The organism is Pseudoalteromonas distincta, assembly GCF_000814675.1.
Classification (GTDB): Bacteria; Pseudomonadota; Gammaproteobacteria; order Enterobacterales; family Alteromonadaceae; genus Pseudoalteromonas; species Pseudoalteromonas distincta.
In genome coordinates, this window is sequence record NZ_JWIG01000012.1 from 13,260 (window position 1) to 29,097 (window position 15,838).

General features: G+C 39.2%; 16 protein-coding genes. 8 read left to right on the forward strand and 8 right to left on the reverse strand.

Translation table 11 applies throughout. The features are described 5' to 3' along the window. Window positions 1–32: 32 nt before the first annotated feature. The 3 genes from QT16_RS08995 to QT16_RS09005 are packed head-to-tail and all read right to left on the reverse strand — an operon-like array spanning window position 33 to window position 4,461. Window positions 33–1,226: an alginate export family protein gene (locus QT16_RS08995; protein ID WP_039488096.1), complete on the reverse strand. Its 1,194-nt coding sequence runs from the start codon at window positions 1,224–1,226 to the stop codon at window positions 33–35. A gap of 9 nt (window positions 1,227–1,235) precedes the next feature. Continuing rightward, window positions 1,236–2,978, reverse strand: a complete 1,743-nt coding sequence (locus QT16_RS09000; protein ID WP_039488097.1) for a bifunctional protein-serine/threonine kinase/phosphatase — start codon at window positions 2,976–2,978, stop codon at window positions 1,236–1,238. A gap of 13 nt (window positions 2,979–2,991) precedes the next feature. Continuing rightward, window positions 2,992–4,461 (reverse strand): NarK family nitrate/nitrite MFS transporter, encoded by a 1,470-nt coding sequence (locus tag QT16_RS09005; protein ID WP_033030633.1) that lies wholly within the window; start codon window positions 4,459–4,461, stop codon window positions 2,992–2,994. Window positions 4,462–4,750: 289 nt separating this feature from the next. Here QT16_RS09005 and moeB point away from each other — a divergent pair, with 289 nt between their 5' ends. Continuing rightward, entirely contained in the window at window positions 4,751–5,509 is a 759-nt protein-coding gene (gene moeB / locus QT16_RS09010) for a molybdopterin-synthase adenylyltransferase MoeB (RefSeq protein ID WP_039488127.1), read from the forward strand. Here the strand turns inward: moeB and QT16_RS09015 are convergent, their stop codons facing one another. From QT16_RS09015 to modA, 3 genes are read right to left on the reverse strand one after another with little or no spacing between them, the layout of a single operon-like run. After that, entirely contained in the window at window positions 5,510–6,538 is a 1,029-nt protein-coding gene (locus QT16_RS09015; protein ID WP_039488101.1) for an ATP-binding cassette domain-containing protein, read from the reverse strand. A 1-nt stretch (window position 6,539) separates the two neighbouring features. Further along, on the reverse strand, window positions 6,540–7,217 hold the full coding sequence (gene modB, locus QT16_RS09020; protein WP_002959821.1) for a molybdate ABC transporter permease subunit: 678 nt from the start codon (window positions 7,215–7,217) through the stop codon (window positions 6,540–6,542). Next, entirely contained in the window at window positions 7,204–7,905 is a 702-nt protein-coding gene (modA, locus tag QT16_RS09025) for a molybdate ABC transporter substrate-binding protein (RefSeq protein ID WP_039488103.1), read from the reverse strand. Before modA ends, modB begins: the two co-directional genes overlap by 14 nt. 96 nt (window positions 7,906–8,001) lie before the next feature. Here modA and moeA point away from each other — a divergent pair, with 96 nt between their 5' ends. After that, window positions 8,002–9,219 carry a molybdopterin molybdotransferase MoeA gene (gene moeA, locus QT16_RS09030; RefSeq protein ID WP_039488105.1) on the forward strand — a complete coding sequence of 406 codons (1,218 nt, stop codon included), beginning with the start codon at window positions 8,002–8,004 and terminating at the stop codon, window positions 9,217–9,219. A gap of 54 nt (window positions 9,220–9,273) precedes the next feature. Here moeA and QT16_RS09035 read toward each other — a convergent pair whose 3' ends face one another. Further along, window positions 9,274–9,726, reverse strand: a complete 453-nt coding sequence (locus QT16_RS09035) for a lysozyme inhibitor LprI family protein (protein WP_039488107.1) — start codon at window positions 9,724–9,726, stop codon at window positions 9,274–9,276. Window positions 9,727–9,837: 111 nt separating this feature from the next. Beyond that, complete coding sequence (locus tag QT16_RS09040) at window positions 9,838–11,262, reverse strand: sodium-dependent transporter (protein WP_002959812.1); 1,425 nt, start codon at window positions 11,260–11,262, stop codon at window positions 9,838–9,840. A 189-nt stretch (window positions 11,263–11,451) separates the two neighbouring features. Between QT16_RS09040 and QT16_RS09045 the strand changes: the two genes are divergently transcribed. The 6 genes from QT16_RS09045 to QT16_RS09070 all read left to right on the forward strand — a co-directional run bounded on the left by QT16_RS09045 (window position 11,452) and on the right by QT16_RS09070 (window position 15,783). Continuing rightward, a complete protein-coding gene (locus QT16_RS09045) occupies window positions 11,452–11,754 on the forward strand; it encodes a YciI family protein (protein ID WP_039488129.1) in 303 nt (100 codons plus the stop codon). A 162-nt stretch (window positions 11,755–11,916) separates the two neighbouring features. Beyond that, a complete protein-coding gene (locus QT16_RS09050; RefSeq protein ID WP_039488108.1) occupies window positions 11,917–12,174 on the forward strand; it encodes a hypothetical protein in 258 nt (85 codons plus the stop codon). A 3-nt stretch (window positions 12,175–12,177) separates the two neighbouring features. Then, window positions 12,178–12,852, forward strand: a complete 675-nt coding sequence (locus QT16_RS09055; RefSeq protein WP_002959806.1) for a response regulator transcription factor — start codon at window positions 12,178–12,180, stop codon at window positions 12,850–12,852. Then, a complete protein-coding gene (locus tag QT16_RS09060) occupies window positions 12,846–14,183 on the forward strand; it encodes an ATP-binding protein (RefSeq protein WP_002959804.1) in 1,338 nt (445 codons plus the stop codon). Before QT16_RS09055 ends, QT16_RS09060 begins: the two co-directional genes overlap by 7 nt. Then, window positions 14,170–14,580: a hypothetical protein gene (locus QT16_RS09065; protein ID WP_024595418.1), complete on the forward strand. Its 411-nt coding sequence runs from the start codon at window positions 14,170–14,172 to the stop codon at window positions 14,578–14,580. The genes QT16_RS09060 and QT16_RS09065 overlap by 14 nt, the downstream gene beginning before the upstream one ends. Window positions 14,581–14,703: 123 nt before the next feature. Beyond that, window positions 14,704–15,783: a flavin monoamine oxidase family protein gene (locus QT16_RS09070; protein ID WP_039488111.1), complete on the forward strand. Its 1,080-nt coding sequence runs from the start codon at window positions 14,704–14,706 to the stop codon at window positions 15,781–15,783. The last annotated feature ends 55 nt before the right edge of the window (window positions 15,784–15,838 follow it).

A 15,838-nucleotide genomic window follows, 5' to 3' on the forward strand; every position in this document is an offset into this window, starting at 1 on the left:
AATTACAAGTGAATATTAGAAGATAATGAGGGTTAAAATTTAGCGCTCATCCATACCCACAATTTTTGAGTATCGACTTTATTAGCAGCAGTATCGCCCGCTGAGTAATCAGCGTATTTAACACCCACTGCGTATTGTTTATTAATAGGTTTAACGTATTGTACGTTTAGTTCAGTACCCAAATCGTCAACCCCATTTGATTGCTCATTAGCATCAAAACTGTGATAAGCCACCAGCCATTTTCCGTCAAACGCTTTACCGTTTAAGCTTATGTAAGTGTCGTCCAAGCCTTGTGTGGATGTATTTAAAAACGTATCTGTCCAACCATTAAATTTATGTAACGTGGCAAGCGGTGTTGCAAACCCGTAATCGCCATTGTCAGAGCCAAGTGACTCTATGCCGACTTTTAAAGTTACTGTTTTTATACCCAACCCATTTAAATCCACAGCGCCTTCAAGTGCATAGTAATCAGCATCAAAATCACTCACGCTTGTTGACGCAGACTGCGTTGCATACTCCGCTTTGTAATAAAATTTTATGTCGTTTAGGGTTTTATTACCGTTAAAAGAAACGCCATAAGTGTCTAAACTGTCGTCTTGTAGTGCATCGTCACTTAATAAGTAACTGTATAAAACCACTTTACCGTGGTCTGTTTTAAAGCTTGCATTAATTAGATGATCGGACGATTTAATGTCTTTATCGTCAGCAAATATGCGGTTACGCTTATTTAAATAACTGTACTGTAAATCTATGTTGTTAAATGCGTAATTAATGGTTGCTGCATCAAAGGTTTGTCTGTCTTGGCGCCAACCTACGTGCCCAACAAAACGCTGCCCATCAAGGGCTATTACTTGGCGTCCTACTTTTAGCGATAGACCATCGCGGGCATATTTAACAAAACCTTGGTCTATCTCAGTGTTTTCTGGGTCGGCAATAACAGAGTAATTAGTATTTTTCCCCACCGTATTGTTGTAATCATCTACGCCCAATAGGCTGCGAGTATCTTCTACTTCAATAAGGGCTGAAAAACCATTCACCTCATCTGTTTGATGCGTTAAGCGGGTTCTAAGTGTTAAGCCGCTTGCATCTTTTAAGGCATTTTCTTGATCAACGCTTTCAAAACGCAGTCTAAAATCAAGATCAGTTTGCGAAGCTTGGCTTATTGAAGGCGCAGTGAAGCAACCCAGTATAAAAATAATAGGTAAGTTGTTCTTGTAATTAAGCATTTTGGTTCTCTAAGTTTTAATTATTAATACACATACCAAAGCAATAAATAAACACAGCGAAATACATTTCCACACCATAACTGGATCGCGTTTCATTATTGAACTTTTATTAGCGGTACTTTCTAAATAAGGATTAGGTTTGTTGATATCGTTTATAAACTCAGAAAAAGCTTGGTATCTGAGCTCAGGTTTAGGGGCAAGCGCCTTCATAAGGGCTTGATCTAACCAAAAAGGAATATCGGCTCTGTATTTACGAATACTTGTGTAGTGCCAATGGGTGTAATCTTTTGGCGCTACGTGGTTAAGTGGCAGTGGTTTATAAGGCAATTTTGAACACAATAACTCATATGCAATCACGCCAAGTGAAAACAAATCACTTTTAAAATCGGCGTGCATAGTAATAAGTGTTTCGGGTGCTGTGAAATCGGCAGTGCCTTGCGGGCAATCATCCGCAATTTGTTTAACCGACTCGTCCATAGCTGCAACACTTACAGTGCCGTAATCAATGAGCGTTACTTTTCCGTGCGCATCTATCATTACATTATCGAGTTTTAAATCGCGATGCACCATATCGAGTCGCTGAAACGCCCTTAGTGCATGTACTATTTGTTCAATAATACTGCGTACTTGGGTTATTTCTGGGTGCGGCACGTCGTGCTTCCAATCACTGAGTGTTTGCCCGTCCATGTACTCACAAATATGATACAAAAAACGACTCTGCGATTGCGTACTCAGTACTTTCATCACGTTTAAATGGTTTATGCGTTGCCCTACCCAGCCTTCTCTTATAAAGCCTTGAAGGTAGTGCACATCGTCTTCAAAATTAACCGAAGGTGCTTTTAAAACCACTGGCGGTATATCGGGCGCTTGTTGCACTAAATAAATGTGCGAGCGACTACTGGCATGTAATTTACGAATAACCGTGTAGTCATCAATTTTTTGCCCAACATTAAGCGCAGGTGGAATTTTTCGTCGTGTTAGCGAATGGTAAAGTTCATCTAACTTTTGCTCGGCAATATTTTCTACTTTTACCAGTAAGCAACTTACGTTGTCGTCACTGCCTCGCGCTAATGCAAGTTCGGTAATTGCTTTAGCTGCATTTTCTAAATCAGTGTGCTCGTTAATTAATTTAGCTATATCACTACTTGGGAGCACATCGTGTACGCCATCGCAGGTTAATATATAAATATCGTCTGCTTTTAGGTCAACTTCGTATACATCTATTTCTTGATGAAGTTGTGCGCCAAGCGCACGCGTTAGCGTATCGTTTACTTTGTGATCCCGTGTTATTGCCTCTATTTTATTTTCTCGCAAGCGGGTAATACGCGTATCACCTAAGTGAAATATATAACCCGTTGCCGACTTTAAAATAAGTGCTGTAAAAGTCGTCATCCAATCGGCTTGGCGCTGACCTAAATGATTGTAATTAACCGATTGCGAATAAAGCCACTGATTTAAACTTGCTAACACCTTCGACACTGACTTTTTAACCGCCCAACTTTCGGGGGTATTTAAATACTCATTTATAAAATGAGTAACCGAAAGTTGAGACGCTTGTTTAGCATTTTTTGCTGATGAACACCCATCGGCTAAGCAGGCAATAACGCCTTTAGACTCTTTTTCTTGCGCTTTGGTATTAAGAGCTGCAAACGCATCTTGATTTTCTGCTTTTAACCCTTTAGCACTGTGCCCGCCAAATGAAACGTTGAGTTCATTTTTTAGCGATTTAGCGTGGAGTGTTTCATCAAACATAGTCAATAATGCCTTAAGTCACTGAAATAAGTTCAACGGTGCCGTCTTCATTTACTTCGGTAATATGGCCATCTGGTTCTTTCATAAAAAACAGTGCAGCTAGACCAAGTAATGCACTACCCGCAATAATGAAAAAGAAAGTTTGATAATCAACAAGTGACAATGCCGTTAAGTACACTACTGCACCTACATTACCGTAAGCACCTGTCATACCAGCTATTTGCCCAGTTAAACGACGCTTAATTAGCGGTACTGCGGCAAATACAGCGCCTTCACCAGCTTGCACAAAGAACGAACACGCCATAGCCGCAACAACTGCAAGCCATAAAGGCCAAGATGCATCAACCAAGCCCATTACAAAATAACCAACAGCAAGACCCGTTGTAAGTACAATAAGGGTAATACGACGACCTAATTTATCTGAAATCCAACCGCCACCTGGGCGAGATGCTAAATTCATAAATGCATAAGCTGAGGCTAAAATACCGGCGTACACCATATCAAGCGCAAACACATCCATAAAAAATAGCGGTAACATAGATACAACCGCAAGCTCAGAACCAAAAGTTGTAAAATATAAAATATTTAAAACAGCCACTTGCTTAAACTCATAACGATGCGACTCGGGTACAGGCTCTTTAAAAATATGACCATTTACATCAAAGGTTTTATACACTTCGTAAATATAAAGCAGAACTAAAAAAGCATACACGGCAAGTACAAAGTTAGCCGAAATTAGGTTAGCACCGGTTGGTGAAAGCTTCCAAGTAAGTAATGCTAGAGCACCATACATAGGAATTTTCATAATAAGAAGTAATACAAAGTCGCCTTTACTGGTTACTTCCATTGCGCCTACTTTTTTAGGCTTAAAGTATGTACCGCCTTTTGGTGTATCGGTTACATTTAAGTACCAAATAATACCAAATATAACGCTTAATACACCCGTTAAACCTACTGCGTAACGCCAACCATCTTCGCCACCAAACATAAGTGCAATAATTGGCAATAACATAGCCGCTGCTGCTGAACCAAAGTTACCCCAGCCGCCATAAATACCTTCTGCTATGCCCAGCTCGTTAGCAGGAAACCATTCACTCACCATACGAATGCCCACAACAAAGCCAGCACCAATAAAGCCTAGCGCAAAACGCGCTATAGCGGCTTGTTCAAATGTGGTTGCCATAGCAAACATAAAACACGGAATACTACAGGTAATAAGTAGCGCCGCATAAACAATCCGGGGACCAAATTTATCGGTCAGCATACCCACCACAACACGGGCAGGAATAGTTAACGCTACATTTAAAATTAGTAATGTTTTAACTTGTGCCATGGTAATACCAAGCGAGCCCGCAATTGCACCCAATAAAGGAGCATGGTTAAACCATACAAAAAATGACACAAAAAAGACCATCCAACTTAGATGTAATACTTTCATTTTTCCTTTAAAGGATATTAAGTTAAATCCAGAACTCGGTTGCATGTTTATTTTCCTCGTAAACGTATTATTGTTTTATAAATGCCCCACTCTTTTATATGAGTAGCAGCCCAAACTTTGTTAAATTTTAGTTAACCCAATACAGCAATTACTGAGCCACTAATTAAAAACCATATATTTCAGTTGGTTATATGCATTTATTATTTTAATGCGTTATAGTTGCACTATATGAGTGAGGGGGTATGGGCTGTTACAGTGCAAATAAAAAGCGTTACTACTTGCTCTAGGATTTAACAAATTGGTATTGTTCAAAAAAAGTATGAGATGTTTAAAAATGCAAAAAGCACCGTTAACGTACCAACAGCAACTACGCTATTCTCGGCACATTATGCTGCCGCAGCTCGATATAGACGGACAAGAGAAGCTATGGCAATCGCATGCATTAATTGTTGGTGTGGGTGGGCTTGGATGTGCGGTAAGTCAATATTTAGCGGCATCAGGCGTTGGCACGCTCACCTTAATTGATAACGATGAAATAGACATGACCAACCTGCAAAGGCAAATACTGTATAAAGAAAGTGATATTGGTAGCTCAAAATGCAGTGCTGCAAAAAAACAGCTTAACGCACTTAATAGTGAAATAGATATAAACACCATTGAGGCATTTTTTGATGTAAATACCTCCACAGAACAGCTATTTAATAACATTGATATAGTGATTGATTGCTCAGATAACCTAGCAACACGTAATGCACTTAATAGCGCCTGTTTTAAAGCTAAAGTTCCGCTAGTGTCAGGCTCTGCAATACGCATGGAAGGACAAGTCGCGTGTTTTACTATGGATGAAAACAGCCATTGTTATGGTTGTTTATCGCAATTTTTTAGTGAACAAACACAAAGTTGCTCCGAATCTGGTGTGCTTTCTCCTATTGTGGGGCTAATAGGCAGTATTCAGGCAACTGAAGCGCTAAAAATACTTGCTGGTTTGCCAAGTGGCTTAAGCGAGCACTTATTGCTGGTGGATGGTTTAAGCATGGAGTTTAATCGTTTTAAAATAGCTAAAAACAGTCAATGTGCGGTGTGCAGCATTTAGTTATTCTAGATCACTGATTGTTGTATAAAGCACATCGCCCACTTTAAAGTCGTTTTTGTCCCACACTCGTCTTGAAGCCAAGCAATACAAAGTCTGCCCATCTACATTGAGCGTTAACTGCCACTTATTATTAATAAGCTCAGCCTGAGTTAATACCGACCTTAAAACATTACTGTGCGTTGTTTGCTCAGGCTTTAACGCACTAAGCGACATTTTCTCACTTTCTATAATTAGCTTATTACTGCTATCGACAAGTGCAGGAAGCACAAAAAGCGGTTGCTCACTTTGCTGTAATTGCAGTTGATATAGCCCGTAGTCTTCATCAAATTTAACCACATCGTAATTAATTAAGCTCAGCGGTGTTTGCCTGTCGTTTGCGTAAATAGCTTTTGCAACGTGCGCACTTGCACCTTGGTTTATCACCTTACCTTTATCAAGCTGAATAAGGGTATCGCAGCAAAATAGCAGCTCTTTTAATGAGTGACTTACTATTATAAATTTAATATTAAACTTAACGGCTAACTCATTGAGTTTAGTGAGCGTTTTAAAACGCAATGACCAATCAAGCGCACTAAAAGGCTCATCAAGCATTATAAATTTCTGACCGGCAAGCAAAGTGCGCGCAAATACTACACGTTGGCGCTCGCCGCCCGATAAGCTTTGTACATCACGATTTAGTAAGTCTTGTAATTCAAGTGTTTTAACAACGTATTGAAGCGTTAAGCTGGTTTGTTTATTCCCGCAGTGTTTTTGTGTAAACGCTAAATTACCTGCCACATCTAAATGAGGAAACAACGGGCACGATTGCAACTGAAGCGTTATACCGCGTTTATCGCTTGGCAACTCATGCACTGGCTGATTATTAATATGAATACTTTTTGCAGGCTCTAAACCACTAATACAACGCAGTAATGTTGACTTACCAGAGCCTGAAGGCCCGTAAACACCGAGTACATTAAACGACTCAAGCTCAAGGTTTATATCTAAATCAAAATTATTGAGTGCTTTAAAAAGGCTTAACTTAATCATTTTATTGCTTAACCCCTACAATGCTTTTATTAAACTTAAATAACAGCACTAAACAGGCAAACGAAATAGCCAGTAAAATAAGTGAAAGCTGATGCGCCGCCGTATAATTTAACGATTCAACATGGTCATAAAGCGCAATAGACACCACCTGTGTTTGCCCCTGAATATTACCGCCAATCATTAATACCAAACCAAATTCACCCAATGTATGCGCAAAACCTAAAGCAAACGCGCTACCAATACTGGGTTTTAAAAGTGGAATTATTAAATGCACAAAGCGTTTAAACGGGCTCAACCCAAGCGCAATGGCAGCTTCGTTATAGGTTTGATTAATATGTTTAAACCCAGCCACAAGCGGCTGCATTACAAAAGGCAGTGAATAAAAAAGCGAGCCGATAACCACGCCCTGAAAACTAAACGCAAGCTGCGTACCCGTTAGCCAAAACCAAAACTGCCCAAAAGCGTGATCAGGCGAAAATAAAACAAGTAAGTAAAACCCTAATAACGTAGGCGGTAGCACCAAAGGCATTGCAATTAATGCCTCTAAAAATGGTTTAAATTTACCGTTATAGCCAGCGAGCTTGTATGCCAGTGGAATACAAAAAACAAGAAGGAGCACTGCGGTTATAAAGGCAAGTTTTATAGTTAACCACAGCGCGGTTAAATCACTTTGAAGCATTGTTGTCCTTTATTCTGTAACCTAATTCAATTAACTGCTGCTGCGTAGCTTCTGCCATTAAAAATTGCATAAGTTGCTTAGCGCTAGCATGCTTTTTAGTCGAGCTAATAATAACGCCTTGTTGAATTATATCGGGATATTGATTGGTAGGCAGCACGGTATAATCTAAATATTTTTGATCTTGCGTGTTACTGTAAGCCGCCTTTAGGGATGAAACAGCCACCAGCCCTACTCCTACATTACCACTTTGCACAAACTGAAACGCATGTGTAATGTTATTCCCGTACACATAATTTATTGGTTTTTTAAAATGGTTATTCGCGTAGTGCTCTGAGGCACGTCCGTATGGTGAAAAACGCGGATTAGCAATGGCTACTTTATCATTTACTTTTTCAGCTTTGGGTTGCCACAAAGCAAGTTCGCCTAACGCGTAAGTGATTAAGCTGCTTTGCTCGGCATAGCCTTCTTTAATAAGCGATTGCGGTCGAAAATCGTCAGCCGATAAAAACACATCAAATGGCGCGCCATGCACTATTTGCGAATATAAAACACCGCTAGAAGCGGCTGATATTTTCACGTCAACATTAGGTAATGGGGATTTTTTTAGTAGGGTTTCCAATACAGTTTTAAAATTACTCGCTACGGCTACTTGCAGCGTTTCTTTTGCGTTTACGCTGCACGAAAGCATGCATATCACACACAAAAAATAACCCAACCATGTATTGTAAAGCTTTGACATTATAAGTATTGTTTCAAAATAAAATGATTTAAGTAAGCAATATATATGAACGATGTTTGCAATGCACCCGGTTTATTACCAATTGAAACTGCAATACAAAATATACTTGGCACAATAACGCCTGTTAAAGACGTTGAAACCATTTCTATAATGCAAAGTGTTAATCGCGTTTTAGCAAGCGATGTTAAGTCAACTATAAACGTACCAGCGCATAACAACTCTGCAATGGATGGCTATGCGCTGTGTATTTCAGATAAAAGCTTAACCTACACACAAGTAGGTAGTGTGTTTGCGGGGCAAGTTTTTGAAGGAACACTTACCCCTGGTCAATGCGTAAGAATAATGACCGGCGCTGCCATTGCACCTGGCGCTAACGGCGTTGTAATGCAAGAAAACGCCTCGGTTGATGGCGATAAAATTACGTTTACCGCGCAACCAGAGTTAAATGAAAACGTGCGTTTTGCTGGCGAGGATATTGCAATCGACGATGTTATTTTAAAAGCAGGCGATAAATTAAAAGCTGTTGATGTGGGATTACTGGCATCTTTAGGAATTGCCAATATAGATGTGGTAAGAACCCTAAAAATAGCCGTGCTTTCTACAGGCGATGAGCTAATAGAACCTGGTCAGCCGCTTAAACAAGGCGCTATTTTTGAAAGCAACCGCGCTGTTATTATTAGTGCGCTGCAACAAAAAAATATAGACGTGCTTGATTTAGGAATAATCCCTGATGACAAAGAACTCATCACTAATGCATTTTTAAAAGCGAACGAACTTGCCGATGCCGTAATAAGCTCAGGCGGTGTATCGGTTGGTGAAGCCGACTTTACTAAAGAAGTGCTCAACGAAATTGGCAATATCCACTTTTGGAAAATAGCCATGAAACCAGGCAAACCTTTTGCCTTTGGTAAATTAAGTAACAGTTACTTTTTTGGCTTGCCAGGTAACCCTGTGTCGGCTGCTGTTACGTTTAATCAGTTAGTAGAGCCTGCACTGCAAAAGCTGTCGGGGCTTGGTGAAGTAAATCCTAAAATGCGCTTTAACGCGGTTACTACATCCGTTATTAAAAAGCGCCCAGGAAGAGCCGACTTTCAGCGCGGTACAGCAACAATTAACGAGCAAGGTGACTTAGTGGTTGCCCCGTTTAATAAACAGGGCTCGGGTGTACTTTCGTCGCTTAGTAAAGCTAACTGTTTAATTGTAGTGCCGGCGCAAAGCGGCAATATCGAAAAAGGCGCAACAGTAAGTATTGAGTTGCTATAAAGCCTAAAATGCTACAGCTAACTGTACAATTTAGCTGTAGCAATGCTGCAAACCTTAAAATATTTTTATATTTAATGTTTGAATTAAACAATTTAACTTTTCGCTACGCCCTACAAACTCTTCTTTGCTTAATCTATTAACGCACTTCAGCGCGTTTTTAGTTGCAAAGTATCTATCATAACTTAGGCTTCTTTCGCATTTAACACTATACGTTGAGGGCCAAGAGCCACCTGCCCCCGTTGCTATGCCAACAACGTTACATGTAGCGTCTATATACTGCTCCCACGCTTTTATTTGTGCTTTAACTGCATCAACTTGGTAATCATCAGTTAGTTGTGGGTAAATTTCATCCATCATTTTACTGATTTTAGTTTTGTATCTATTGCCCTCTAAATTATAAATATTGCCGGTGTGCATTGCACCGCCTTCTGGCCAACCATCAGCGCTTTGTGCAAATGCGCCAAATGATGAAATAGCAAAAGCAAACCCAATAATAATTTTATTCATTTTAAATCCTTTTAATAGTTACCAGATACCTGAAAAAAACGCTCATAAAAAATGCCGCTGAGCTTAGCTGAGCGGCATTATATTATTCAATAAGCTTTTAAAGAGGTCTATTTAAAAACCAAATATTTTTAAATCAAAAAACTTAGTCGCCACTGTATTTATAAATATCACAGCTAGAATGACAGGAATAAACGTTGAAAGTGAAAAGTTAACGTACTTTTCCATCAAGCTTCCCGCATAATTAGGCGAACCTAAGCTTAGCTCTTGTGTTAAGCGTGCTTTTTTCCAGCGGTACATTACAAACAAACACACCATTAAGCCATTAAGCGGTAAAATTGTGTCGTAAAATACATCAACAATAATATCAAAGAAGCTCTTATTAACGCCGCCATAACTGGTGAACGAAGTAAGGCTGTCAATCATACCAAACGACATTGTACATAAAATAGTAAGTACACCGGTTGAAAGTGTAAGGATGCCCAATGCTTTTTTACGGCTAATACCTTTGCGGTCACTTAGTGTTGCAGTCGGGACTTCTACTATTGAAACAAGTGAGGTAATTGCTGCAAAAAAGACTAATAAGAAGAACGAGAACGCAACAATAGACGCACCCACATAGCCAATATCATTTTGCAGTGCTAATAATATTTTAGGTAGGTATACAAAAATCATCGATACAGACGAGTCAGAAAGTGCAGCTGGGTCTGTATTTGGATCAAAACTAAATATAGCCGGTAGCACCATTAAACCAGCTACAAACGCAACGAGTGAGTCAGTAATAGCAACCATTTTAGCGCTACTTACAATATCATCCTTTTTAGAAATATACGACGCGTAAGTCATTAAGATACCCATGCCCAAAGATAGCGAGAAAAACGCTTGGCTTAATGCGCCATTTAAGACACTTGCATTCATTTTAGAAAAATCAGGAATAATATAGTATTTAACACCGGCCATTGCGTTATCAAGCGTTAATACATAAATAACGAGGGCAAGCAGCATAACCAATAAGGCGGGCATTAAAAACTTAGCGGCTTTTTCTATGCCCTGCTTAACACCGCCTAATAAAATTAAGTTCACCATAATAACCACAACGGCCATATAACCAAACACAGTGTAACTATTGATAAAAACACCAAAGTGGCCGGGATCTGCTAATAAATCTAAATTACCTAGGCCTGTTTGCGTTAAATAGCCAAAAATCCAAACAGTAATTACCATATAAAATACAGCAATCATAAATGGCGTAAGCACGGCTAAAAAGCCTGCAAACTTCCATTTTTTATCGTTATTTGATAATAGCTTATACGAGCCAAGTGGATCTTTTTGAGCGTTACGACCCATTGCCATTTCAGCCATCATGACTGGTAAACAAATGAATACGACAAATAAAGCGTAAATTAATAAAAATGCGCCGCCGCCATTTTTAGTAGCAGAAACCGGAAAGCCAACTAAATTACCAATACCAACAGCCGAACCTGCCGCCGCTAATATGAATCCGAGACGGGAACTAAATCGTTCTCTATTTTCGCTCATGCTTGAAACCTTTTTATTATTTTGTATATTTCAGCGACTCTACCAGTGTTACACAGAGATTTTCAAGCAATTACAGCGTAAAAATAAAATCGATGTGTAAACCTGTGTAAATACGCTTTTAATTCACCAATTTTCAACGCTGTGGTAGTATTGCGTTAATCAAATTTAACAATTTTTATGAGATTACTTATGTTGTACATGATTCATTCAACAGACGTTGAAAATAGCTTAGAGCTCAGAAAAGCAGCACGCCCGGCACATTTAGCACGCCTTAGTGAGCTTGATTCTCAAAATCGTTTACTTACCGCAGGTCCGTTTCCGGCAGTCGATAGTGAAGATCCTCAAGAAGCAGGTTTTACCGGTTCATTAGTTGTAGCTGAGTTTGAGTCAATTGAAGCCGCTCGAGAATGGGCAGCAGCTGACCCTTACGTTGCCGCTGGCATCTATGAAAATACAGTTGTTAAACCTTTCAAAAAAGTGTTCCCTGCTTAAAAGTGTATTAAACCCTAAGAGCGTGCGTTGCACTGTAATTCAGGGTTTGTTCACAAGATTTTAATTAAAATTACTGAGATAAAAGCGAATTTAGCGTTTTTACTTGAATTTTAGTAACTTAGTTAATTAAACTAAGTGGGTCTGGTCTAGGAGTTTTCCATTATGCGCGTATTATTAAGCCTCGGTTTTATTGCTTGTGTTAGCTTAGCTAACTTTGCTCAAGCAGCGACGGCCACCCAAGCATCTCATGCTGAGGTGGACAAAAAGAAAGCCGTAATACTTGCAAAGAAAACAATAGGCGGTAAGACCTTAAAAATTACCGAAAAAACAGATTTTTATACCGTACGAATACTCAAATATGACGGCCACGTCGTTGATTTACATATAAATAAAAAAACCGGCGAAGTGAAAAAGGATTAACAAATGCGAATTTTAGTTATTGAAGACGATTTACATTTAGCAGATAACCTACGTAATGCTTTAGAAAAAGAACGTTACAGCGTGGATTTATGTCACGATGGTGAAGCAGGTCTTTTCCACATTACAGAATACCCGCTTGATATGGCCGTAGTTGATTTAGGTTTACCTAAAATAGACGGTATTGAGCTAATCAATAAAGCACGAGCACAAGGCATTACTATTCCTATTTTAATCTTAACAGCGCGCGATCGCTGGCAGGATAAAGTAGAAGGTTTAGATGCAGGTGCTGATGACTATCTTACCAAACCATTTCATGTTGAAGAACTTATTGCACGTTGTAATGCATTAATTCGTCGCAGTGCTGGTAAAGCAAATCCAGAAATGACTGCGGGTCCAATTAAAATTCATACACGTTCACAACAAGTATGGGTTGATGATAAAGAGCTTAGCCTTACAGCTTACGAATATAAAGTACTTGAATACTTAATGGTAAATCCGCAAAAAGTAATTTCTAAATCAGAACTTACTGAGCATATTTACGACCAAGATTTCGATCTTGATTCAAACGTAATTGAAGTATTTGTACTACGTTTGCGTAAAAAGCTTGACCCTGATGGTGTGCTAAACCCAGTAGAGACACTACGTGGGCGTGGTTACAGGCTTAAAAGCCAGTGGTAATACCGCAAATATCGTTAAAAATAAGGCAAGGATTTATCCTTGTCTTTGTTTTATTAGTCGCGCTCCCTATCTTATTTTATTCAATTGGCAAAGCGTATTACGCTTCACTTGTTGATGCGACTGAAAAAACTCTCGAAGCACAGCTTTACTCGCTAATATCTGAAGTCGACTTTACTGAGCATGGTATTATTATGCCCAGCACTATATTAGCGCCTGAGTTAAACAGATTAAATTCAGATACCTACGCTATGATTTACCGCGATGATGATCCTGTTTGGAACTCAGAATCGGCTGTAAACTTAAACTATGTACCTCAACAAATAGAGACCAAAGCCGGTGCTGCCGATTTCAGGCGCGTGGAGTATAATAATACCGCGTACTGGCAACTTAGCCTGACTGTAATTTTAAATAACATAGACCAGTCTGAACAAGCTCGCTTTATATTAGTTAAACGTAATGACGCTCTACTTCGTTTAATGGATGGCTTTAAGCAAACCCTTGTAGATTGGATGTTTATAATGGGCATTGCAATTGCAGGCCTTATGGCGATTGGTTTTATTTGGAGCGCTCGCCCACTCCAACGACTCGATAAAGAAATAAAAGCAATTGAATCGGGTGATATTCAAGAAATTAAAGGCCTCTACCCTGTAGAACTGCAAACAATAAAAGCAGACCTAAATTTGCTACTTGAGTCGCAACAACGCCAAAAAGAGCGCTACAGAGCCTCATTAAGCGACCTTGCTCATGCACTTAAAACACCGCTTGCGGTACTTAAATCAAGTCCATTGGCAAACGATGCCGATGCACAAGAACAACTCGACCGCATAAATGTGATGATCGAGCACCAATTAAAGCGTGCTGCAACCGGTGCATCAGACACGTGGAAAAAACAAACACCTATTAAGCCAGTACTCGATTCAATACTCAGTGCTATGGCAAAAGTGTACCGTGATAAAGATATTATTTTTACCTGCACCGTAACCGAAAAAGATTACTTTTTAGGTGACCAAACAGATTTAATGGAATTACTTGGCAACCTGATTGATAACGCCTGTAAAGCGTGTCGCTCACAAGTAGCAATACAAGTTATTCAAAGCAAAACTTTGTGTATTGGAATTAGCGATGATGGCCCTGGCGTACCAGAGGACAAACGTGAATCTCTACTTACACGGGGTACTCGTCTGGATACATACGAAAGTGGACACGGCGTAGGGATGGCAATTGTATCTGACTTGGTTAAGTCCTATCGCGGTACACTTACCATTACAGAAGCTGATAACTTAGGCGGCGCTCAATTTATTTTAGAGTTTAATTACAATGACAAAAAGTAACTATTTATTAAAACTAACTGCCATTGTGTTATTAGCTTCAAGCCAATACAGCTTTGCAGATGAAGCATGTACTTTAGCCGCTAAAGCAACAACCGATGAAGCTAAGCGATATATTCAATGCCTAGATAGCCAAATTGATAAAGCAAAACAAGCACAAGGCAGTTGGATACAAAAGCGTAAATATGAGCTAACTAAATCACAAGAAAGCACAGGCAATACGCAAGTGCTGCCGTTATTTATGCGCAGCATTAAAAATAATGAAAAGTACCTTGAGAGCGCCTGCCAATGGCGCTACTTAATAAAACTTCCTAATGCGACAACCGCAGCCATTAGCTATAAACTGTGTGAAATTGAGCTTATAAATCAATTTACAGAATCACTAAAACACCCATTTTGACGTAACTTAAACACACTAAACTAGTTACGTTTATTTACTCACTCCCTTTAGCTTACTTGACAATTTATTCATATCAAAACAAACTACCTACTAGTAGATTGCTAAAAACTAATGGATAAACAGATGACTAAACCAGTAATTATTATAGGTGGCGGACTTGCTGGTTTGTACAGTGCGTATAAATTACAACTACTTAATATTGAGTACTTATTATTAGAAGCTAAATCGCAATTAGGTGGCCGAATTTTTGCCGCGCAATCACCAATAAATAACGATGTTAGTTTTGATTTGGGTCCTACGTGGATATTTCCCCACCAACCAAAAATTCAAGCGCTAATTAAGTCACTCAACTTAAGTATATTTGAGCAATACAATAAAGGTGATGTGTTATATCAAGCACCTAACTCCAAGCAACCTCAACAAATTGCAGGCGCTGGAGATATGCAACTATTTAGACTCAAACATAGCATGAATACCATAATAACTGCCTTATACGAGAAACTTAATCCTGATTCAATATTATTAGAACACAATGTCACTGAGCTTAAAAAGAACGATAATAGCTGGCAAGTTACTGTTAATCACTTAGGTAATATAAAGCACTTTACTACTGGCAAATTAATTTCAGCAATTCCTCCTCGTATGGTTACAACGCATTTAACACCTGAACTATGGGCGACTCCAACACTCATAAACCGCCTTAGTAGCGTACCTACATGGATGGCAGGACAAGCCAAGTTTATAGCTACTTTTGAACATGCATTTTGGCGTGATAAAAACTTATCTGGGCAATGCTTTAGTCGCGTAGGCCCTATGGTCGAGATTCACGATGCCAGTGCTGAGAATAGTAATTACGCCGCATTATTTGGCTTTATAGGTGTCCCCTACTTATCACGAAACCAAGTAACTCAAGAGCAATTAATTCAAGCCTGTGCCCAACAGCTTAGCTACTTTTATGGTAAGGATGCTGAAAAGGCAACCGGATACTTTATTAAAGACTGGGCAGAGGATAAATTTGTAGCTAATAGAGACGATCAAACTCAGCCTTCACAGCACCCAGAATTTGGTTTTTCAAACTTGGAAGAGCAATTAAGTAACCTCAATATTCATTTTGTAGCGAGTGAGTTTGCAAAACAAGAAGCAGGATATTTAGAAGGCGCAATAAACGCAGTGGATGACGCTATTAAATCGTTTATTAATTAATAGCCCTGTATTTATTGATAATTTAACCATCAAGGGTTTTAATTTTACAGCCCTT